Source organism: Allobosea sp. BK604 (assembly GCF_004341515.1).
In the GTDB taxonomy this organism is placed as follows: domain Bacteria; phylum Pseudomonadota; class Alphaproteobacteria; order Rhizobiales; family Beijerinckiaceae; genus Allobosea.
This window is the reverse complement of sequence record NZ_SLZF01000004.1, coordinates 327,387-348,517: the sequence shown is the minus strand read 5'-3', so window position 1 is coordinate 348,517 and position 21,131 is coordinate 327,387. Positions and strand designations below refer to the sequence as shown.

Sequence of the window (21,131 nt, the reverse complement as noted above, 5' to 3'; positions counted from 1 at the left end):
GGTCGCAGCGACCGGCCAGTGTCGCCGCTGCAGCGCGAGCCTTGCGCCATCGCCTGCCGGATCAGGCGAACAGGAAGTCGTTCGCCTGCAGCGCGGTGGCGGTCACACCCGTGAGCGTCACCGTGAGGCCGGGCTGGATCGTCACGATCGCGCTGCTGCCCAAAGCCGAGATGTGATCCTGGCGCCAGGTCGCGAAATCGCCGACGTTCAAGGCGAGGGCACGAAAGTCGAGGAGATCCTCGCCCCGCACGAAGTCCTGAACCGTGTCCTGGCCGAAGCCGGCGCCAAAGACGAAAACATCCCGGCCGGCGCCGCCCGAAAGCAGGTCATTCCCACCCTCGCCCCTGATCCAGTCTGCGCCTGCACCGCCCGAAAGCTCGTTGGCGCGGCCATCACCGATCAGAAGATCGTTGTTGAGGCTCCCGATGACCGTGGTGACCGCGGCATCGATCGTCGTGCCGGCACCGGTTGCGGGCGGGTTGCCCAGGACCGCCGATGCCCAGTAGCCGGCCATCTCGCGATACCCGGTATCGGACGGGTGAATGCCGTCGAACAGGTCGGACAGCGTGACGCTCGGCATCTCGACGAGGCTGACATTCTGGCCGCGCCCGATCGCATCCGCGACGAGGCTTCGGATCGCCGCGTTCACATTGGCGACCTCGGTGTCGTAGCCCGCCAGCGGTATCAGGGTCGACACATAGACATGTGTCGTCGGGCTCGCCTGCGCGACATGGTCGAGCATGGCGGTGATCTCGGCCCGGACGGGAACCTGCGGATTGTTCTTGTAGAAGATGTCGTTGGTGCCGACCATCAGCAGGATGGCGCTCGGCGTATAGGTGGCGAGGAGATTGGGAAGCAGCGCCTGGATGTCGTCCCCGGTTTCTCCCGGGTAACCCGCATGCTGCGGATCCGGCACCTGCCCGTTGCTGTTGGGCCCGACCATGTCGACCAGAAGCCCGGACCCGACCACGTTCTGGTAGAAGAAGCCGCGATAGCCATGCTCGTCCTGCCCGGTAGGCGCGTCGCCATTGGTGATGGAATCCCCGAGCGCCATGACCTTGGTGGCGAGCACCCATTGCGCGGCACCGAGATCGACCCTCACCCCGCGCGTGGCGCTGGACAGGTCGAGCGTGGAGCCGCCGCCGCCGCCGACATCGAGGATGAAACTCCGCGCCACCGGCGCCGAGCCATCCTCGTTGCCATCCTCCACCGAGACGGAGAAGGAGGGCGCGGTCGACGTGCCGTCATGCCGGAAGCTGACCAACCCGCCGGAGAGCTGCGACGGCGTGAAGCTCGCCGCGGCTACCCCGTTGACCAGCAGCGTGCCGCCCGTAACCCCCGAGACCGTGAAGGCGACGCCGGTCGTGCTGTCATCCGGGTCGGTATAGAAGACGTCAGCCTGGTTCAGCACATAGGTGCCGCCACTGATCACCGTTGCTCGCAAATCGCCCGTCAGCGTCGGCGGCGTGTTCACTTGCCCGGTCGTGATGGTGAAGACGAAATTCTGCGCGACCGGGGTCGAGCCGTCCTCGTTTCCGTCCTCGACGGAAATCCTGAAGCTGCCGACCGGCTCCGAGCCGTCATGCCAATAGGTGATCTGGCCGGCGGCAAGCTGCTCGGCCGTGAAGCTCGTCACCGCGGTGCCGTTGCGACGGACATAGCCATTGTCGAGATTGCTTACGGTGAAGGTAATGCCGGCCGGATTATCGTCCGGGTCGGTGTAGAAGATGTCGCTCGTGGTGAACTGGTAGGTGCTGTTATTGGCGATCGTCGCCTGCAGGTCGCCCGTGAGTATCGGGGCGACGTTGCCCTGCCCCGTCGTGACGGTGAACAGGAAATTCTGAGCCACCGGCGCTGAGCCGTCCTCGTTTCCGTCCTCCACCGAGACGGAGAAGGACGGGGTGGCCGAGCTGCCGTTGTGCCGGAAGCTGACCAACCCGCCGGAGAGCTGCGATGGCGTGAAGCTCGTCGCGGCCGCGCCATTGACCAGCAGCGTGCCTCCGGTAACGCCCGAGACCGAGAAGACGACGCCGGTCGCGCTGTCATCCGGGTCGGTATAGAAGAGGTCCGCCTGGCCGAGCACATAGGTGCCGCCAGCCGTGACCGTCGCCCTCAGATCGCCCGTCAGCGTCGGTGGCGCGTTCACCTGCCCGGTCGTGATCGTGAAGACGAAGTTCTGCGCGACCGGCGTCGAGCCGTCCTCGTTCCCGTCCTCGACCGAGATCCTGAAGCTGCCGACCGGTTCCGACCCGTCATGCCAGTAGGTGATCTGGCCGGCGGCGAGTTGCTCGGCCGTGAAGCTCGTCACCGCGGTACCGTTGCGGCGAACGTAGCCGTTGTCGAGATTGCTCACCGTGAAGGTGACGCCGGCCGGGCCATCGTCCGGGTCGGTGTAGAAGATGTCGCTCGTGGTGAGCTGATAGGTGCTGTTATTGGCGATCGTCGCCTGCAGGTCGCCCGTGAGTACCGGGGCTACGTTGCCCGTCGTGACGGTGACCAGGAAATTCTGCGCCACAGGAGTCGAGCCATCCTCGTTCCCATCCTCCACCGAGACGGAGAAGGATGGCGCGGCCGAGCTTCCATCATGCCGGAAGCTGACCAGCCCGCCGGAGAGCTGCGACGGCGTGAAGCTCGCCGCGGCTACCCCGTTGACCAGCAGCGTGCCGCCCGTAACCCCCGAGACCGTGAAGGCGACGCCGGTCGTGCTGTCATCCGGGTCGGTATAGAAGAGGTCGGCCTGAGCGAGCACGTAAGTGCCGCCGCTGGCGACTGACGCTCGCAGATCGCCAGTCAGCGTCGGCGGGGCGTTCACCGGCGCCGTTATGACAGTGAATAGAAAGCTCTGCGCGACTGGCGCGGAGCCGTCCTCGTTGCCGTCCTCCACCGACACCGAGAAGGCCGGTGCGGTCGAGCTGCCATCGTGCCGGAAGCTGACCAACCCACCGGAGAGCTGCGATGGCGTGAAGCTCGTCGCGGCAACCCCATTGACCAGCAACGTGCCGCCGGTAACGCCCGAGACCGAGAAGGCAACGCCGGTCGCGCTGTCATCCGGGTCGGTATAGAACAGGTCCGCCTGGCCGAGCACATAGGTGCCGCCGGTCGCGACATTCGCCCTGAGATCGCCCGTCAGCGTCGGCGGGGCGTTCACCGGCGGCGTCGTGACGCTGAACAGGAAGTTCTGCGCGACCGGCGTCGAGCCGTCCTCATTCCCGTCCTCGACAGAGACGGAAAAGGCCGGCGCGGTCGAGCTGCCGTCATGCCGGAAGCTGACCAGCCCGCCGGAGAGCTGCGACGGCGTGAAGCTCGTCGCGGCAGCGCCGTTGACCAGGAGCGTGCCGCCCGTAATCCCCGAGACCGTGAAGGTAACCCCGGTCGCGCTGTCATCCGGATCGGTATAGAACAGATCCGCCTGTCCGAGCACATAGGTGCCGCCGGTCGCGACATTCGCCCTGAGATCGCCCGTCAGCGTCGGGGGAGCGTTCACCTGCCCGGTCGTGATGGTGAAGACGAAGTTCTGCGCGACCGGCGTCGAGCCGTCCTCGTTCCCGTCCTCGACCGAGATCCTGAAGCTGCCGACCGGTTCCGACCCGTCATGCCAGTAGGTGATCTGGCCGGCCGCGAGTTGCTCGGCCGTGAAGCTCGTCACCGCGGTGCCGTTGCGGCGAACGTAGCCGTTGTCGAGATTGCTCACCGTGAAGGTGACGCCGGCCGGGCCATCGTCCGGGTCGGTGTAGAAGATGTCGCTCGTGGTGAGCTGATAGGTGCTGTTATTGGCGATCGTCGCCTGCAGGTCGCCGGTCAGCGTCGGAGCGACATTGGTGTTGCCCGGACCGGCCGTGAGCTCGACCGTCGCCACGGCGCTGGCGACGGCCGTACCGCCATTGGCCGTGCCGTCTCCGTCGTTTAGCGTGAAGGTGACCTGGCGCGGCGATGTCGAGCTGCCTGCCCCGGTCGAGAAGCCGATATGCTGGAGAAGAATCTGGATCGCGGCCGGTGTCGCGCCCGTGTTGAGGCTGATCACCAGATCGGCGCCGTTTGCTCCTCCCGTCACCGAGCCGACGCTGGTCCCGCCGACCCGGACGGTGCTCCCGCTGATCGTCACCGTCGCATCCGTCATGATGCGCAGCTGGTCGGCGGTGGAGCCGTTCGCCGTCAAGGCGACGCGCAGGGGCCCTCCACCGAAATTCGCGGAGTCAATATCGGCAACGGTCGCGAGGGTGGCAAGCGCCGCCGGCGGGTCGCCGGCCCGGTGTGCCAGCGTCGCGCCAGATCCCGCCGCCGCGCCGTTGAGATCCAGCACCGGCGCGTCGTTGACGCGCGTGATCGCGACGCTTGCATCGCGGGGCAGGCTGGTCTCGATCCCGTCATTCGCGGAAATGCGGACGGTCCTGGCCGCGGTCGAGGGCTGGTCGCTACCATTCTCGTAGAGGATGCCGCGCAGGATGGCTTGGTAGGTCGCGACGGAGGCGTTGCCATCGATGCTGAGCAAGCCGGCGGACGCTGTGTAGGTGACGGTGAGCCCCGCAGCGGCCGCGGCGCTCGCGGCGGCCGCATCCAGGCTGAGCCGTTCCAACCCATCGCCATCCGGCCGGGCCAGGAGCGTGGCCTTGAGCGAGACGAGGCTGCTCGTATCAGGGTCGGTCAAACTCCCGCTCGGCGCAACCGCGACGGAGCGGTTCTCGATGAAGGTCGCGGATGATCCCGTGCCGGAGGCTGCACCGTTCAGGTCGAGCAGAGGCCGATCATTGACCGGAACGACCGTGATCGCGTCGGTGCGAACCGTGCCGGCGAGATTGAGTGTGATCGTCTGGCTCGCCGTCGGCGTATCGCTGACGTCGTTATAGGTGAGATTTCGCAGCACGGTCTGAACCCGGCTCGCCGTCGCGTTGCTGTTGAACGCGATCACGAGGTCCGTTCCGTTCTGGCCGCCCGTCACCGAGCCGACCGTGACCCCGCCGACGCGAACGCTCGTGCCGGACAGGCTGACGCCGCTGCCGAACCCGATCTGCGCCTCGGCCAGGAGACCCGAAAGCCGAAGCGACTGCCCGTTGAAATTGCCGCTGGCGCTGAGCGTGGCGCTCGGCGCGAGGAGGATCGCCGACGCGCCCTCCTGGATCGTCCTGCTCTCGTCGAGCCCGCTGCCGGAGCCGTTCAGATCGAAGCTGGTGATCGTAGCCATGTCGCCTCCCCCAGGGACTCAAGGCTGACCGTGCCGACGCGGATGGACCCTTATGCTCTGTGACACGGATCCGCGGGCCAGCGGAGGCGCGTTGGGAGTAGTCGCGGGCGCGGCAGAGGTAAGTCAGACGATACGCAATTCCGCCAATGAGCCGAGTTCGGCGAGATTGTCGGCCTGCTGCGGCTGGCCGCGAGCCACAACCGGGTCGCCTGACACAGCGCCTGCGACGGCTGGTGGAAGAGTATGTCGGCTACGAACCTGTACCGGAGGCGATTTCGGCGCCAGATGTCGCGCGCTCGCAGACCGGCTTTGTTCGAGCAGGCTCTGCGGTTTCAGGTCACCAGCGCAGGAAGCGCGGAAGAACGAGCGCGCCGAGGCCTGCAACGAATGCGATGGCGATCGTGTACCAGGTCGCCAGGAACGGCACCGTGTCATCAGGGCAATGCAGGCTGTAGGCGACAGTCGCCAGTCCGGCCGAGGCGAGGCCGGCGCAAGCCCCCGTCAGCGTGCCGTCGACCGGGGCGCCGCGGCGCGCCAGCAGCAGCAGCAGGACGAGCGGGAGGAGAGCGTAGAAGGGAACGGCGATGAGGCAGGCGCGCCAGTAACGGCCGAAGGTCAGCGCGCTCCATTGCTCGGGCGGTGCCAACGCCAGCGTCAGCAGGGCCCAGACTGCGACCAGCAAGACCGGGATTGCCACCAGCGGCAGGCGCCGGGCCGGCTTCAGGCCCGGCCGCAGGCTGCTCTGGAACAGGGCGAGCGCGATGGTCGCGACGCTGGCGCCAAGCAGGGCCTTGGCAAGGACCGGAGGCGTCATCCACGCGCTGGCGAGATCGTGACGAGCGCCGAGCGTGACCAGGACCAGCCCGGCGGTGATCGAAAGCGCAGCGAGCGCGCAAAGCCAGGTGGCGCGACGCAGCCAGCCGGTATCGACGGGCCGGTTGTCGGCGCTCATCAGGGAGATCAGGTCCTCGGTCTGCATGTCCGATCTTCGCGAATGTTCTGGTTCAACGGGAAATTCGGGGAAAGCCTGCGAAACGTTACGCGGTCACCATGTCGCATGCTGGTCATGGCGGCTTCGCCCCGCGCCGGGACAGGAATTTTGCCATGGCCTGCAGGCCGCGATGGATCGCGACCTTGGCCGCGGTCTCGGTCATGCCGGCGGCGCTCGCCGCTTCGGCGACACTCGCGCCCTGCAGCTTGACCCGGTCGATCAGGCCGCGTGTCCGCTCCGGCAAGGCGTCCATGGCACGCGCCAGATCCAGCCTGGCCTCAGCGGCTGTACTGTCGGGCGGAGCGGCGAGTTGGTAGGCCTCGTCATCGATCGGCAGGTTGCCGGCATGGCGGCCGGACCGGCGCAAATGGTCGACGAGCTTGTAGCGCGCGATCGCATGGGCCCATGCCGTGACCGGGCTCGCCGGATCATAGGTATGGCGCGAGAGATGCAGCGCCAGGAGCGCCTCCTGCAGCACGTCCTCGGCCTCGCTCGCCTCGCCGCGGCCGGCCTGGGCCAGCATGCGGCGCAAATAGCCGCGCAGGCGCGCGCTGATCGTATCGAGAAAGAGCCGGTAGGCCGCTTCATCGCCTGCGAGCGCGGCAATGAAGACCGGCCTGAGTTGCGATTCGAGTTCGTCGAGCGACAAGGCGTGCGCGCCTCTCCCGAGGGCCGCGGGGAATCCGAGCTATCCCGTGGCACGATAGCGCCGGGCTCACAAGCCCGTGACCGGACGATGAAGCCCGCCCGGTGCGCCGATACGCTCGCGCCCATGCGGGACGTCACGGATGGCGCTCGCAGGGAGCATCGATATGGCGGCCAGAATTCGTCTCGCGTCGGGTCTTGCGCTGCTTGCGGCGATCCTGGCCATCACGCCGCTTCGGGCACAGGATGCGAGCGGGCGCTCACCGATCGACTCTTGCCCCGCCGATGGCGGCTGCAAGGTCAAGGACGGCGATTACCGGATCATCGTGCCGCCGCAGGCCGGGCCCGGGCAAAAGCTCGGCGCGATCATGTATTTCCATGGCTACCAGGGCTCGGCCGAGGAAACGATCTCCGATCAGGGCCTGGTGGCGGTTGCGCGGCGCCTCGGCGTCGCGCTGATCGCGCCGGACGGGATGGGGCATAGCTGGTCCTTTCCCGGCTCGCCCGCCCATGGTCGCGACGAGTTCGCCTATGTCGGGCATGTGCTCGACGATGCGACGCAGCGCTTCGCGATCGATCCCGCCCGCATCATGGCGAGCGGCTTCTCGCAGGGCGGTTCGATGGTCTGGTATCTCGCTTGCCGCATGCCGGCGCGCTTCGCGGCCTTCGCGCCGATCGCCGGGGCGTTCTGGGAGCCGCTGCCGCAAAGCTGCGCGGGGCCGCGCCCCAGCCTGATCCATGTCCACGGCATGAGCGACGGGACGGTGCCACTGGCCGGCCGCGCGTTACGCTACGGCTACAAGCAGGGTGACGTCTTCAAAAGTCTTGCCATCCTGGCGCCCGGTGGCTGCACCGCGGCCTGGGCGGCGGATGTATCGAAATCCGGGCAGTCCGAGGCCCTGAGCTGCCGCTTGGCAACGGGTTGCGGCGGCTCGGCGCGGCTCGAGCTTTGCCTGCATGCCGGCGGCCATATGGCCGATCCGGCCTGGGTCGAACGGGCCTGGCGGCTTGCCATGCCGGCAGAGGCGCCCGTCTCGGCCACGGGGGCCAAGCTCACGTCTCCGTGAACATGTAACCAAAGCGCGTCTCGGCGCGATCTCTCCGGTGAAGCCGCCCAAGCGGCCTGCCGGGGAGACGCCATGAGCCACGACACGATTTCCGCCACCCGCATCACGGAGACGACCACGGCCGGCCTCGTCACCGGCGCCGATCACCTCGCCGCCCGGCTAGCGGCCGCAGGCGCGACCCACGCCTTCGGCATTCCCGGCGGCGAAGTGCTGGCGCTCGTCGATGCGCTCGAGCGCGCCGGCATCCGCTTCCTGCTCGCCAAGCATGAGAACGCGGCGGGCTTCATGGCCGAGGGACTCTGGCATGCGACCGGCGCTCTGCCGGTGCTGGTCGCGACGCTCGGCCCCGGCGTCGCCAATGCGGTCAATGTCGTCGCCAATGCCCAGCAGGACCGCGTGCCGCTGATCTTCATCACCGGCTGCGTCGACCAGGCACTGGCGGAGAGCTACACACATCAAGTCTTCGACCATCAGGCAGTGTTGCGTCCGCTGGTCAAGGCGAGCTTCCGCGCCGCGCCCGGCACCGAGGACGTCGTCGCCGAGAAGGCGGTCGCGCTTGCCAAGCGCGGCCGGCCCGGTCCTGTTCATATCGACCTGCCGATCTCGGTCGCCGAGGCGCGCACGACGCGGCGCGGGCCACCAGCCACGCCGCTGACACAGCCTTCCGTCCCGGCCGACCTTACGCTCGCGCGCGAACTGCTCGCCGGCGCGAGGACGCCGCTGGTCATCGCCGGGCTCGACCTCGTCAACCAGGGCGGCGCGGCCGCGCTCGATCGCTTCCTGACAGGCACCGGTGCGCCACTGCTCACCACCTACAAGGCCAAGGGGCTGCTGCCCGAGGACGACCCGCGCGTCATCGGCGGCGTCGGCCTGTCGCCCAAGGCCGATGCGATCATCCGGCCGCTGATCGAGGCGGCCGACCTCATCGTGCTCGCCGGCTATGATCCGATCGAGATGCGTCAGGGCTGGCGCAATCCCTGGCCCGCCGACAAACGGGTGATCGATATCGTCGCCGAGCCGATCCAGCACGGCATGCACGGGGGGAGCCTGCTGCTCGAAGGCGATGTCGGCGCGATCCTGACGAAGCTGGCCGCAGGCCATACGGCAAGGAGCGCCTGGTTCGGCCGCGAGCCGGCGGCGATCCGCCGGATCTTCCGCGCCGCCTTCGCCGCGCCTTCCGCCTGGGGCCCGCACGCCGTCTTCGAGACCTTGCGCGAGGTCGCGCCGGCGGGAACGGTCGCGACGGCGGATTCCGGCGCGCACCGCATCCTGCTCAGCCAGATCTGGAGCTGTGACGGGCCGCGCCGGCTGCTGCAATCGACCGGGCTCTGCACCATGGGCTGCGCCCTGCCGCTCGCTACGGGTGCCGCGCTCGGTTCCGGCCGGTCGACGCTGTGCTTCGTCGGCGATGCCGGGCTCGAAATGGTGCTCGGCGAGCTTGCGACGCTGCGCGATCTCAAGCTTCCCGTCGTCATCGTCACGCTCGTCGACGAGAGCCTCGGGCTGATCGCGCTGAAGCAGCGCCAGCTCGGGCTGAAACGCGCCGGCGTCGCTTTCGGCGCCACCGATTTCGCCGCGGTGGCGCAGGCCATGGGCGGCCATGGCGTGACGATCTCAGATCGCGACAGCCTGAAGCACGCGGCCGCGGCCGCCTTCAGGCGCGACGGCTTCACGCTGCTCGCCTGCCATATCGACGCCAGGAGCTATGAGGGGGCCTTCTGATGAACGGGCTTCACAAGACGGCGACGAAGCGGCCGCGCGACGAGCGGCTCGACGTGTTTCGCGGGCTGACCATGCTGATCATTTTCGTGGCGCATTTGCCCGAGAACAGCTGGAACGCCTTCATTCCTGCACGTTTCGGTTTCTCCTCCGGCGCCGAGCTCTTCGTCTTCTGTTCCGGCATCGCCAGTGCGCTGGCTTTCGGCAGCGTCTTCGTCCGGCGCGGCCTGCTGCTCGGCACGGCGCGGATCGCCTACCGGATCTGGCAGGTCTACTGGGCGCAGCTCGGGCTCGTGCTGGCGCTGATCGGGCTCGCGGCGCTGCTCGACCGCGGCTTCGGCCTCTCCGAACTCACCGAACAATTTCCGCCGCTGCTGAGCGATCCAGAACGCGCGCTGCTCGGCCTGGTGACGCTGACCTGGCAGCCGGACTATCTCGACATCCTGCCTATGTACCTGGTCATTCTGGCGCTGGTGCCGGTGATGATGGCGCTCCGACGCATCCACGCTGCCCTGCCCTTCCTTTTGGCCGGACTGCTCTATGCGCTGGTCTGGACCGAAGGGCTGAACCTGCCGGGCAATCCCTGGAATGGGGCGGGCTGGTTCCTCAACCCCTTCGCCTGGCAGCTCGTCTTCTTCATCGGCTTCTTCATCGGCATGAAATGGCTGCCGGTGCCACGGCTCGGTGACCCCGGCCTGATGCTGGCGACGGCCGGCTTCCTGATCCTCAGCGTGCCGCTCTCCTTCTGGGGCATTCTCGAGCATTGGCCGGCGGCGCAGGCCCTGCGTGATCTGATCGTCCCCGCCGCCGAGAAGAGCAATCTGCACATCCTGCGCGTGCTGCATTTCCTCGCGCTGGCCTATCTGGTGCTGAGCCTGATCGAGCCCTGGCGGCAGCAGCTCGACCGGGGCGCGGGCCATCTCCTGATCCTGATCGGCCGGCAATCGCTCGCGACCTTCCTGGCGAGCGTCGTGCTGGCCCGGCTCGCCGGCACAGCGGCCGACATGCTCGGTCGCAGCGAGTCCGTCGTCGCGCTGCTCAATCTGACTGGCTTCGCGCTGATCCTCGCCGTCGCGGTCGCGGTCGGCTGGTTCAAGAGCGCGCCCTGGGCGAAGCCGGCGCCCAAGCCCGAAACGCCGCCGCAGGAGAACGAGCCGGTCGCCACCGGCCTCGCCCTGCCGACACGGGTCCGTGAAGCGAGTTGAACGCCGCCTGATCGGCCGTCTGCGAACTCCCCCATGAGCGCTCGCGACGAGCGCCACAATGGAGCAGCCCATGTATCACGATCTCTCCGGCGACAGGATCTCCGTCGCGAACGACAGCGCAAGGCTCGCCTGGAACGACACGCTCGAAGCCCTGCTGGCGCATGCGGCCGCGACGCCCGAGCATCTCGCCCGCACGCTCGAAGCCGATCCCGCTTTCGCCCTGGCCCATGCCGCCAAAGGCCTGATGCTGCTCTCGCTGGCGCGCGCCGAGCTGCTCGGCCCGGCGCGTGACTGCCTCTCGAAGGCCAGGCAAGCGGCCACGCTGCGCCCGGTCACCAGGCGCGAGCAGATGGTGATTGAGGCCCTGGCGCTCTGGCTCGACGAGGCGCCGAGCAAGGCCGCCCTGCGGCTGGAGTCGATCCTTGCGGCCCATCCTTTCGACGTGCTGGCGCTCAAGCTCTCGCACGGGCTTCGCTTCATGCTGGGCGACCAGGCCGAGATGCTGGCGAGCCTGCACCGTGTCGCGCCCGGCTTCGGTGAGAGCCACCCGCTCGCCGGCTATGTCAATGGCTGCTACGCCTTCGCCCTGGAGGAACAGGGTTTCTATGCCGAGGCCGAGCGCGCCGGGCGCCGCGCCGTGAGCCTGAGCCCGCGCGACGCCTGGGGCCGCCATGCCGTCGCCCATGTGCTGGAAATGACCGGCCGGGCCGAGGAGGGCATCGCCTGGCTCGGCGACGGCCGCAACTGGGCCCACGCCAATAACCTGCGCTTCCACATCGTCTGGCACCTCGCGCTGTTCCGGCTGGAACGCGGCGAGACGAGCGAGGTGCTGCGTCTCTATGACGAGGAGATCCGGGCCGAGCCGACCGACGACTACCGCGATATCGCCAACGGCGCCTCGCTGCTGGCGCGGCTCGACTATGCCGGAGTCGATGTCGGCAACCGCTGGGAGGAGCTCGCGGCCAAGGCGGAAGGCCGCGTCCATGATCGCCGCCTCGTCTTCGCCGACCTGCACTACGCCCTCTCGCTGCTCGGAGCCGGCCGCCATGACGGCGCCGAGACGATCGCGCGCGACCTGGTCGAGGATGCGCACGGCCATTCGAGCGGCGAGCGGCGCGAGGCCGCCCGTAACGGCGCGCTCGCGGCCTTCGGGCTGATCGCCTTCCGCGAGGGCGACTATGCCGAGGCCGCGCGCCTGCTGGGGGCCGCCCGCAACGGCCTCGTCGCAATCGGCGGCAGCCATGCCCAGCGCGACCTGTTCGAGCAGGCCTATATCGAAAGCCTGATCCGCGCCGGCTGCGATGACCGGGCAGCCATGATCCTGCGTGAACGCCTCGCCAGGCGAGGCGGCTCGAACCTCTTCGCTGCACGTCGCCTCGCGCAACTGCGTGGCCGCCCCTCGGGCCGCCTCGCCGCGCTCGCCGTCGCCGCGACTCCGCTCGCTATCGCCCACTAACCTCTAAAAGGACGCAAGACCATGACCACCGCCACCATGACCCGCAGCCTTGCCCTGCCCTCCAGCCGCACCGTGATCAATCTCGCCCTCGGCGGCTTCGCCGGCCTGGGTTTCTGGGAGCTGTTCTCGGCCGTGCCGACGGCCTGGTTCGCCGAATATCCGCTGGAGCCGCCGGAGCTGGTGAAATCACTGTTCTACCACCAGCTCGGCCTCACCATCTCGACGCCGACCGCCAAGGGGCTGCATTTCCTCACCGGCTTCCTGTTCTACCCGCTCGGCTACTGGATCCTGACCCGCTGGGTGAAGAGCTTCGGCATGCCGGCCGATGGCTGGATCTGGGGCGTGATCACCTATTTCATCGCCCTCGCCTTCTTCGCCCCGCTCGCCGGTCAGCATTTCCTGCTCAACGACGTGCCGCGCCTCTCCTTCATGAGCCTCATCGGGCACGCGATCTATGGCTGGCTCGCGGCCTATGTCTTCGAGGCGCTGGAAGCGCGTACGGGCTGATCATCGCGACACGGGAGAAACACCATGTTCGACAGGCGCAGCTTCATGCTCCTGGCCGGCGCAGGCGCCGTCACCACGGTGCTTGCCACGGCCGCAGCCCGGGCCGACACCCCTCGCCCGGTCAATACGCTCGGTTCACGCGACACGGTTGCGATCCGCGGCTACGACCCGGTCGCCTATTTTCGCGAGGGCGGCCCCAGGCCCGGCAAGCCGGAATTCTCGATCAGCCATGCCGGCGCGACCTGGCGCTTCGCCAGCGCCGAGAACAAGGCGCTGTTCGAGGCCGATCCGGAGCGTTATCTCCCGGCCTATGGCGGCTTCTGCGCCTACGGCACCTCGCGCGGCTATCTCGTCAAGATCGAGCCGGAAGCCTGGTCGATCGTCGATGGCAGGCTCTACCTGAACTACGATCTCGACGTGCGCAGGACCTGGCTGGGCGATACCCGGAAATACATCGCCCGGGCCGAGGGCAATTGGCCGCGCCTGGGCTCGGCGGATATCCGGTAGCAGATTGCTGGTGGCCGCCATTTGCCCGCAGTGCTGAGCCTGCGGCGCAGCGGCCACTATGATCCCGTCACCGGGCGTAGCGGCTCGGAGGCCGCCGCAACCCGAGATTCTCGCGCAGCGTCCTGCCCTCATATTCAGTGCGGAACAGGCCGCGGTGCTGTAGCTCCGGCACGACCAGCGTGACGAAATCATCGAGCCCGCCCGGCGTATAGGCGGGCTGGATCAGGAAGCCGTCGACCGCGTGGTTGACGAACCAATGCTCGATATCATCCGCGACCTGGGTCGGCGAGCCGACGAGCGTGCGTTGGCCGCGGGCGCCGGCGAATTTCTCGTACATCTGGCGAATGGTCGGGCGCCCCGCGACAATCGGCTCGTAGCGGCGTCTGTCATCGGCAAGCAGCTTCGCGACCACGTCCTCCGGGAAGGGCTCGTCGTCGCCATAGGGCGAGAGGTCCATGCCGCGCAGCGCGTTCTGCAGGAGTTCGCGACCGACGGCGGAATGGATCAGCGATTGCAGCCTGAAATGCTTTTCCTTCGCCTCCTCCTCGGTGCGCCCGACGATCGCGTTGAGCCCGGGCATGATCTTGATGTCGTCGGGCTGGCGCCCGTTCTTCACCGCGAGATCCTTGAGCTGCTGGTAGATTTGCTGGCCCTGGGCGAGGCTATGCAGCGGCGTGAACACGATCTCGGCGATCCTGCCGGCAAGCTCGGTGCCCACCGCCGAGGCACTGGCCTGGGCGAGCACGGGATAGCCCTGCGGCGAGCGTTCGATATGGAGCGGCCCCCTCACCTTGAAGTTCTCGCCCTGGTGATGGAGGAAATGCAGGGCATCCGGCTTGAAATAGCGCCCGCTCGACCGGTCGCGCACGAAGGCGCCGTCGTCGTAACTGTCCCACAGACCCTTGACGACCTCGACGAATTCCTCGGCCCGGTCGTAGCGCTCGCCATGGGCGTAGTGCTCGTCGCGTCCGAAATTATAGGCCTCGGACGTGTTCGCGGAGGTGACGACGTTCCAGCCGGCGCGCCCACCCGTCATGTGGTCGAACGAGGCGAGCCGGCGCGCGATCTGGTAGGGCTCGTTATAGCTCGTCGTCGCCGTCGCCACGAGCCCGAGATGCTTCGTCACGGCGGTGAGGCCCGCCAGCAGTGTCAGCGGGTCGAGGAAGTTCATGTATTGCGGCCAGCGGCTGAGCGCCTCCAGGTTGCCGTCGCGCGTGGCGACGGCGTCGGCGAGGAACATCAGGTCGAATTTACCCCGCTCGGCGATCTGGGCCATCTCGACGTAATGGGCGAAATTGGTGCCGGCGTCGATCTGCGACTCCGGGTAGAGCCAGGACGCGACGTGGTTGCCGGTGGGGTGGAAGAAGGCACCGAGCTTGAGCTTGTCGGTGCGTTTCTGGGTCGACACAGGCGTAGGCTCCCACAGGCTGTTGGACGGCCGCCGACCATTGAATGCCATGGTGCATCCGGTCAGCGACCGAAGGCTAGCAGTGATGATGGGAGACGCTAGCCTGACACGCGCGCTTTTGCAGATCCTTATGTGGCTGCGCTAGCGCAGCGGCCCAAAAAGTGGATCGCGGTTTTCGGATAGGGACCGCTTAAAAACCTCGCATTTCACCTGGAAGCTCGCGTCTCCGCGCCTTGGCGCCGCTGTTGCGCTCGCTCACGAATTGGTTCAACATTGGCTCGAATTGGATCGACATTGGCCGAGCCGGCGGGATATGAGGTGACCATGCTCATCGACGACATTTCATTCATCCCGCTGCAAGCGCAACTGCCCGCCGGCAGCGCCTATGGAATGTCGAAATCACTGGCCAGCGCGCGGGCGACGACGCTGGTGCGTCTCAAGCTCGCCGACGGTACGGAAGGCATCGGCGAATGCTGGGGCATGCCCCAGGTCAATCTCGCCATGCTGCCTCTGGTCAAGGGCTATCTGCTCGGAACCCATGTGCTCGATATCGAGCACGCCTTCGCACAGATGCTCGCCCGGCATTACCATTTCGGCGTCCAGGGTCCGATGACCTGGTGCATTTCCGGCATCGACATGGCGGCCAAGGACGCGGCGGGCAAGGCTCTGGGCCAGCCGGTCCACCGGCTGATCGGCGGCAAGCAGGCCGCGGCGGTGCAGATCTACGCTTCCGGGGGCTACCTGACGGAGAACAGCGCCCGCGATTTCGAGCCGCAGATCGAGGCCATGGCCAAGGCCGGCCATCGCTCGGTCAAGATCAAGATCGGCGTGTCGCCGGCCAATGACGAGGAGCGCGTCGCCACGGCACGGAGCATCCTCGGCCCCGATGTCGAGATCCTCGTCGATATCAACTCCAATTACACGCTGGACCTGGCGCGCGAGAGCCTCGCTCGCCTGGTGCCCTACGGCATCGGCTGGGTCGAGGAGCCGCTCGCGCCCCAGGACTTCGCCGGATACGAGCTGCTCCAGCGCTCCAGCCCCGTGCCGATCGCGACGGGCGAGGCGCTCTATACCGCTTTCGATTTCAAGCGCCTGATCGACCGTCGCGCGGTCGACGTCGTCCAGCCCGACCTCTCGCTCTGCGGCGGCTTCTGGCAGGGTCGGCAGATCGCCCAGCTCGCGATGATGGAGCATCTGCGCCTGTCGCCCCATGTCTGGGGAACCGGCGTCGGGCTGGCGGCCGCCGTCCATTTCGTCGCGTCGCTGCCGGTCTATCCTCATGCCGGCAATGTGCCGCGGCCGACGCTGGTCGAATACGATCTCGGCCATAACCCGATCCGGGATGCGATTCTGAAGAACCCGCTCGAACCGGCCGATGGCATGATCACGGTCCCCGATGCGCCCGGCCTCGGCATCGAGATCGACTGGGATGCGGTGGAACGCCATGTCGTCCGCTGACACGGCCCGTACGGTTCTGGTCGCCGGCGGGCTCGGCTTCGTCGGCTCGCATGTCGTGCGCGCCCTGGTCCATGCCGGCTATGCGCCGGTCCTGTTCGGGCCGGCCATGGCGGAGGATCGGCTTGCCGACATCGGCGGCCGCTATGAGGTTTTCGAGGGCTCGATCGGCGACCGCGATGCCCTGACGGCTGCCTTCGCGCGCTTCAAGCCGGCGCAGGTGATCTCCTGCGTGGCCCATAGCGTCGGCAAGGAAGGCCTGATGCGAGCCGGGGAAGCCGAATCCGACACCGCGATGGAGATCAATGTCGCCGGCCATGGCAAGCTCATCGATGCCGCCTGCCGGGCAGGCGTGAAGCGCATCGTCTGGACCGGCTCGAGCGTGGTTTACGGCCCGGCTTCGACCTATGCGACGTCGCATGTCGATGAGGGCGATGTCTCGGCCCCGACCACCGTCTACGGCCTGACCAAGCACCTGGCCGAAGAGCTTTCGGCTTTCATGACCAGGCGTTATGGAGTGGAGATCGTCAGCATGCGGCTGCCGCTCATCCTCGGCCCGGGGCTGTGGTATCAGGGCGCGGCGAGCGCGATCTCCGAGGTCTTCGCCGCGGCGCGCGAGAACCGCCCAGCGCGGATCAGCTTCCACGACCACGCTGTCGACCTGATGCATGTCGTCGATGCGGCCGCGGCCATGCTGGCGGTGCTGCGCCATCCCGGTCCCGTGCGTTCAACATATAATATCAAAGGCTTCGAAGCGAACATTACCAATCTCATCGAAGCTGTCCGGTCTCGGAAGCCGGGCACCGGAATCGCGTTCGAGCGCATCGAACCGGCCCTGCTGCTGCCGCTGATGGATGGTAGCCGCTTCGTCGGCGAGACCGGCTTCTCGCCCCGCTTCGATCTCGCCGGCCTAGTCGCCGATATGCTCGCCCCCGCACCGGAAAACGCACCATGATCGACCAGCGTCTCGCCGAACTTGGCATCGAACTGCCGGAAGCCGCATCGCCGTCCTTCAACTATGTGCCGGTCACGCTGCATCAGGGCGTCGCCTATGTCGCAGGACAGCTTCCCAAGGTCGATGGCGAAGTCCGGGTGCAGGGCAAGGCCGGAGGCGCGGTCACGCTCGAGACGGCGCGCGGCGAGGCCCGCATCTGCATCCTGCAGGGCCTCGCCTGCCTGAAGCAGGCCCTGGGCAGCCTCGAACGGATCGAGCGCGTGCTGAAGGTCACCGGCTTCGTCGCCTCCGCGCCCGGCTTCAACGACCAGCCGAAAGTCCTCGACGCCGCCTCCGACCTGCTCGGCGAGATCCTGGGCGAGGCCGGCCGGCATGCCCGCTCGGCCGTCGGCGTCGCCGAACTGCCGCGCAATGCCGCCGTCGAGATCGAGCTCGTCGTGGCCTATCGCGATTGATCCAGTGGATATGGGGTACCGGCCACGGGCATCCGGATATCCCCAGGATCAGCTGATCCGAACCGGAGCCCGGCGAGGGGAAAAAACAATGTCCAGTTCCGATATCTTTGGCGTGATGGACCGGCGGACGCTGCTCGCGCTCGGCGGCTTCGCCGCTGCGGCGGCGATCATCGGCCCGGCCGGCGCGACCGATCTCTACGGCCCGAAGGGCAGCGGCGCGAAATCCGGCGGCACGCTCAACATGGGCCTGCTGGTCGAGCCGCCCGGCCTCGATCCGTTCCACCAGGCGGCCGATGCCCGCATCCGCCTGACCGTCCTGATCTACCAGGGCCTGTTCTACGAGAGCCCGGACGGCACGGCGATGCCGCTGCTCGCCGAAGGCTTCGACCTCTCCAGTGACCGGCTCGTCTATACGATCCGCCTGCGCAAGGGCGTGAAGTTCCATACCGGCCAGCCGATGACGGCCAAGGACGTCGCCTATAGCTACAACTATATCCGCGACGCCAAGAACGGCTCGCCCGGTGCCGGCGACTTCGCCATGATCACCGCGATCGAGGCGGTCGACGATGCCACCGTCAAGATCACCATCTCCGCACCCAACGCCGCCCTGCCGATGACGCTCGGCAACAAATATGGCGGCGTGGTCCCGGCCGGCTATTTCGACGCGGCGGACGCGAAGACCAAGCTCAACCAGGCGAGCGTCGGCACCGGCCCGTTCAAGCTCTCCGAGTTCAAGCCGAACAGCAACGCAACGCTGGTGCGCAACCCGGATTACTGGGAACCGGGCGTTCCCTATCTCGACCGCATCAACTTCGTCTTCGTGCCGAATGCGGCGAGCCTGCTGGTCGGTCTGCGCAACAAGCGCATCGACATCGCCACGCTGTCGCGGCCCCAGGACGTCAAGCAGGTCGAGGGCGTCGCCGGGCTCGTGATCGAGCGCAAGCCCTCCTTCAACCAGAAGGCCATCGATCTCGGCGCCGAGCTGAAGCCGCTCGACGACGAGCGCGTGCGGCGCGCCATCGCGCTCGCGGTCGACAAGGACGAGATCATGCGCGCCTCGATCGGCGGGCTGGGCAACACCATCGGCACCATGGTCGCCGGCATGCAGGAGAGCTGGGGCGCCCCGCTCGACAAGCTGCCGAACCAGAAGGTCGACATCGCCGCGGCGAAGAAACTGCTGGCCGAGGCCGGCCATCCCGACGGGTTCGAGCTGACCCTGACCTCGATCATCGGCTATGACTGGATGGATGCCGCCGCCGTCACCTTGCGCGAACAGCTCGCCAAGATCGGCATCAAGCTCGCCATCCAGCGGGTCGAGCTCGGCGTCTGGGTCAAGAACTTCCAGTCGAAGCAAATGGGCTTCACCTTCAACGACTGGGCGACGGTTCCCGATCCCAACCTGCTGTTCTACCGCCACTTCCACAAGGCGCCGGAAGGCGCCGATTTCCGCAACTGGAAGAACGACGCGGCCAGCGCCCTGCTCGACGAGGGCCGGGTCGAGAGCGATCCGGCCAAGCGCCGCGAGATCTATATCCGCTACCAGCAGGCGATGGCGGAGAGCGTGCCGACGATCATGCTGTTCTCGGCCGACCATGTCGTCGTCCGCGCCGACAAGGTGAAGAATTACGATCAGCACCCGACCGGCTGGTATTACGGCCTGGCGCGGGCCTGGATCGCCTGAGGCTCGCTCGCATGCGGCGTCCCGGGACGCCGCATGCCATTCTGGCGCGGGTGCTCTCGTCGCCAAGGCCTGAAAGACGCGGAGTCAATGGGCGCTTACATCGTAAAAAGACTGGCAGCGCTCGTGGTCACCGCGCTGCTGACCTCGGTCGTCGTGTTCCTGCTGGTGCGCTCGGTGCCGGGCGACGTCGTCGGGCAGATGCTCGGCCAGACCAGCGACCCCGTGGCCGCCAAGGCCCTGCGCGAATTCTTCGGCCTCGATCAGCCGGTCTGGCAGCAATATCTCGGCTGGCTCGGCCGGGTGATCACGGGCGATTTCGGAACGAGCTGGACGCGCGGGCAGCCCGTCCTCGGCATGGTCGGCTCGGCGCTCGCGGTGACGGTCCAGCTCGCCTTCGCGACGCTCCTCCTGGCGACGCTGATCGGCGTGCCGCTCGGCATCCTCGCCGCGATCTATGAAGGCCGGATGCTCGACCGCCTCATCCAGTGCTTCAACCTGCTCGGCCTCGCCGCGCCGGTGTTCTGGATCGGCCTGATGCTGCTCTTCGGCGTCTCAACCGGCTTCGACTGGTCGCCGCCGCTGATGTATGTGCCACCGAGCGAGGCGCTCGGCGAGAATCTCTCGATCATGGCGCTGCCGGTGCTCAGCCTCGCGCTGCTGCAGGCCGCGGCCTATAGCCAGTTCGTCCGGCAGAACATCGTCTCGGCGCTCGGGCAGGACTATGTGCGCACCGCGATCGCCAAGGGCCTGCCGGTGCGCTCGATCTTCTTCACGCATCTTCTGCGCAACATCGCCATCCCGCTCGTCACCTTCATGGGCCTGATCCTGATCCAGATCCTCGGCGGCGCCGTGATCATCGAAAGCCTCTTCGCCCTGCCCGGCCTGGGCCGGCTGCTGCTCTCCTCGATCGAGACGCGCGACTATCCCGTGCTGCAGGCCGGCCTGCTGGTCGTCGTGGTCATCGCCATGCTGGTCAACCTGGTCGTCGACCTGTCCTACCGGATCATCGATCCGCGCGTTCAGCTGAGCTAGGCTGCCATGAGTTCCTCTTCAGACAGCATGCCCGTTAGCGACCGCCTGGCCCGCCTCCTGCGTCGTGCACGACAGGAGCCGGACCTTGTGCTCGGCCTGGTGCTGCTCGCGTTCGTGCTCGTGGTCGTCGCGTTCCCCGGTCTCTTCACCGGCCATTCGCCCCTCACCGTCAATGTCGACAAGGCGCTGGAAGCGCCCTCCTCCGCGCATCTTTTCGGCACTGACGATGTCGGCCGCGACGTGCTCGCGCGGGTGGTCCATGGCGCCCGGATTACGCTCTCGATCTGTGCTTCGGCGCTGGTCCTGGCAGCCGTCATCGGCGGCGCGCTCGGCCTGTTCTCGGGCTTCGTCGGCGGGCGCATCGACATGCTGCTCGGCCGGCTGGTCGACGTGATCCTGAGCTTTCCGCCGATCATCTTCGGCGTCATGGTCACCGGCATTCTCGGCCCGAAGACGCTCAATCTCGTCTTCGCCCTGACCGTGGTCTATGTGCCGCTGTTCTTCCGCATCGCGCGCTCCGGCGCCATGTCGGAAGCCGGGATGACCTATGTCGAGGCGGCCCGCAGTCTCGGCCTGTCGCAGTCGCGCATCCTGCTGCGGCACGTGGTCCGCAACGTCCTGCCGATCGTCCTCGTACAATGCATGGTGCTTTTCCCGCTCGTGCTGCAGATCCAGGCAGCGCTCGGCTTTCTCGGCCTCGGCGTGCAGCCGCCGACGCCCGACTGGGGCGCGATCCTGCAGCAGGGCAAGGACTACATCCTGCTGGCGCCGTGGATGTCGGCTTTTCCGGGCCTCGCCATCCTGATCACGGCGCTGGCGTTGACTCTGGTCGGGCGCGGACTGCAGCGGCGAATGGACCGACGCTGAAG

General features: G+C 67.4%; 16 protein-coding genes. 12 read left to right on the top strand and 4 right to left on the bottom strand.

Annotation, left to right across the window (positions count from 1 at the left end; all coding sequences use genetic code 11):
* Window positions 1–61: 61 nt before the first annotated feature.
* The 3 genes from EV560_RS14675 to EV560_RS14665 form a co-directional block, all read right to left on the bottom strand.
* Window positions 62–5,179: a cadherin-like domain-containing protein gene (locus EV560_RS14675; RefSeq protein ID WP_131856516.1), complete on the bottom strand. Its 5,118-nt coding sequence runs from the start codon at window positions 5,177–5,179 to the stop codon at window positions 62–64.
* Between the two features lie 337 nt (window positions 5,180–5,516).
* Window positions 5,517–6,158 carry an NrsF family protein gene (locus EV560_RS14670; RefSeq protein WP_131856515.1) on the bottom strand — a complete coding sequence of 214 codons (642 nt, stop codon included), beginning with the start codon at window positions 6,156–6,158 and terminating at the stop codon, window positions 5,517–5,519.
* 85 nt (window positions 6,159–6,243) lie between these two features.
* Window positions 6,244–6,819, bottom strand: a complete 576-nt coding sequence (locus tag EV560_RS14665) for a sigma-70 family RNA polymerase sigma factor (RefSeq protein WP_131856514.1) — start codon at window positions 6,817–6,819, stop codon at window positions 6,244–6,246.
* 163 nt (window positions 6,820–6,982) lie between these two features.
* Here EV560_RS14665 and EV560_RS14660 point away from each other — a divergent pair, with 163 nt between their 5' ends.
* From EV560_RS14660 to EV560_RS14635, 6 genes are all read left to right on the top strand, one after another.
* Entirely contained in the window at window positions 6,983–7,882 is a 900-nt protein-coding gene (locus EV560_RS14660) for a CE1 family esterase (protein ID WP_165923472.1), read from the top strand.
* A 72-nt stretch (window positions 7,883–7,954) separates the two neighbouring features.
* Window positions 7,955–9,604 carry a thiamine pyrophosphate-binding protein gene (locus EV560_RS14655; protein WP_131856512.1) on the top strand — a complete coding sequence of 550 codons (1,650 nt, stop codon included), beginning with the start codon at window positions 7,955–7,957 and terminating at the stop codon, window positions 9,602–9,604.
* Window positions 9,604–10,806: an OpgC family protein gene (locus tag EV560_RS14650; protein ID WP_131856511.1), complete on the top strand. Its 1,203-nt coding sequence runs from the start codon at window positions 9,604–9,606 to the stop codon at window positions 10,804–10,806. The genes EV560_RS14655 and EV560_RS14650 overlap by 1 nt, the downstream gene beginning before the upstream one ends.
* A 70-nt stretch (window positions 10,807–10,876) precedes the next feature.
* Complete coding sequence (locus tag EV560_RS14645) at window positions 10,877–12,262, top strand: tetratricopeptide repeat protein (RefSeq protein ID WP_131856510.1); 1,386 nt, start codon at window positions 10,877–10,879, stop codon at window positions 12,260–12,262.
* 21 nt (window positions 12,263–12,283) lie between these two features.
* Window positions 12,284–12,769 carry a hypothetical protein gene (locus tag EV560_RS14640; RefSeq protein ID WP_131856509.1) on the top strand — a complete coding sequence of 162 codons (486 nt, stop codon included), beginning with the start codon at window positions 12,284–12,286 and terminating at the stop codon, window positions 12,767–12,769.
* Between the two features lie 24 nt (window positions 12,770–12,793).
* A complete protein-coding gene (locus EV560_RS14635) occupies window positions 12,794–13,276 on the top strand; it encodes a YHS domain-containing (seleno)protein (protein WP_131856508.1) in 483 nt (160 codons plus the stop codon).
* Between the two features lie 67 nt (window positions 13,277–13,343).
* Here EV560_RS14635 and EV560_RS14630 read toward each other — a convergent pair whose 3' ends face one another.
* The gene (locus EV560_RS14630) at window positions 13,344–14,684 is read right to left on the bottom strand and encodes an LLM class flavin-dependent oxidoreductase (RefSeq protein WP_248312050.1); all 1,341 of its coding nucleotides are present in this window, start codon (window positions 14,682–14,684) and stop codon (window positions 13,344–13,346) included.
* Between the two features lie 324 nt (window positions 14,685–15,008).
* On the opposite strand from EV560_RS14630, the gene EV560_RS14625 reads away from it, so the two are divergent.
* The 6 genes from EV560_RS14625 (at window position 15,009) to EV560_RS14600 (ending at window position 21,129) form a co-directional block, all read left to right on the top strand.
* Entirely contained in the window at window positions 15,009–16,142 is a 1,134-nt protein-coding gene (locus EV560_RS14625) for a mandelate racemase/muconate lactonizing enzyme family protein (protein WP_131856506.1), read from the top strand.
* Window positions 16,129–17,094: an NAD-dependent epimerase/dehydratase family protein gene (locus EV560_RS14620; protein ID WP_165923471.1), complete on the top strand. Its 966-nt coding sequence runs from the start codon at window positions 16,129–16,131 to the stop codon at window positions 17,092–17,094. The genes EV560_RS14625 and EV560_RS14620 overlap by 14 nt, the downstream gene beginning before the upstream one ends.
* On the top strand, window positions 17,091–17,549 hold the full coding sequence (locus EV560_RS14615; RefSeq protein WP_131856504.1) for a RidA family protein: 459 nt from the start codon (window positions 17,091–17,093) through the stop codon (window positions 17,547–17,549). The genes EV560_RS14620 and EV560_RS14615 overlap by 4 nt, the downstream gene beginning before the upstream one ends.
* 88 nt (window positions 17,550–17,637) lie before the next feature.
* Window positions 17,638–19,230 (top strand): ABC transporter substrate-binding protein, encoded by a 1,593-nt coding sequence (locus EV560_RS14610; protein WP_207908029.1) that lies wholly within the window; start codon window positions 17,638–17,640, stop codon window positions 19,228–19,230.
* Between the two features lie 87 nt (window positions 19,231–19,317).
* Window positions 19,318–20,262 (top strand): ABC transporter permease, encoded by a 945-nt coding sequence (locus EV560_RS14605; protein WP_131856503.1) that lies wholly within the window; start codon window positions 19,318–19,320, stop codon window positions 20,260–20,262.
* Window positions 20,263–20,289: 27 nt separating this feature from the next.
* Window positions 20,290–21,129, top strand: coding sequence for an ABC transporter permease (locus EV560_RS14600; protein WP_131856772.1), 840 nt, complete (start codon window positions 20,290–20,292; stop codon window positions 21,127–21,129).
* Window positions 21,130–21,131 lie beyond the last annotated feature (2 nt).

Bases quoted from the DNA above. Each gene is read 5' to 3' on its own strand.
- EV560_RS14640 (WP_131856509.1), top strand. From the start codon at position 12,284: ATGACCACCGCCACCATGACCCGCAGCCTTGCCCTGCCCTCCAGCCGC.
- EV560_RS14635 (WP_131856508.1), top strand. From the start codon at position 12,794: ATGTTCGACAGGCGCAGCTTCATGCTCCTGGCCGGCGCAGGCGCCGTC.
- EV560_RS14625 (WP_131856506.1), top strand. From the start codon at position 15,009: ATGCTCATCGACGACATTTCATTCATCCCGCTGCAAGCGCAACTGCCC.
- EV560_RS14600 (WP_131856772.1), top strand. From the start codon at position 20,290: ATGCCCGTTAGCGACCGCCTGGCCCGCCTCCTGCGTCGTGCACGACAG.
- EV560_RS14650 (WP_131856511.1), top strand. From the start codon at position 9,604: ATGAACGGGCTTCACAAGACGGCGACGAAGCGGCCGCGCGACGAGCGG.
- EV560_RS14660 (WP_165923472.1), top strand. From the start codon at position 6,983: ATGGCGGCCAGAATTCGTCTCGCGTCGGGTCTTGCGCTGCTTGCGGCG.
- EV560_RS14655 (WP_131856512.1), top strand. From the start codon at position 7,955: ATGAGCCACGACACGATTTCCGCCACCCGCATCACGGAGACGACCACG.
- EV560_RS14670 (WP_131856515.1), bottom strand. From the start codon at position 6,158: ATGCAGACCGAGGACCTGATCTCCCTGATGAGCGCCGACAACCGGCCC.
- EV560_RS14605 (WP_131856503.1), top strand. From the start codon at position 19,318: ATGGGCGCTTACATCGTAAAAAGACTGGCAGCGCTCGTGGTCACCGCG.
- EV560_RS14620 (WP_165923471.1), top strand. From the start codon at position 16,129: ATGTCGTCCGCTGACACGGCCCGTACGGTTCTGGTCGCCGGCGGGCTC.
- EV560_RS14645 (WP_131856510.1), top strand. From the start codon at position 10,877: ATGTATCACGATCTCTCCGGCGACAGGATCTCCGTCGCGAACGACAGC.
- EV560_RS14615 (WP_131856504.1), top strand. From the start codon at position 17,091: ATGATCGACCAGCGTCTCGCCGAACTTGGCATCGAACTGCCGGAAGCC.
- EV560_RS14675 (WP_131856516.1), bottom strand. From the start codon at position 5,179: ATGGCTACGATCACCAGCTTCGATCTGAACGGCTCCGGCAGCGGGCTC.
- EV560_RS14610 (WP_207908029.1), top strand. From the start codon at position 17,638: ATGTCCAGTTCCGATATCTTTGGCGTGATGGACCGGCGGACGCTGCTC.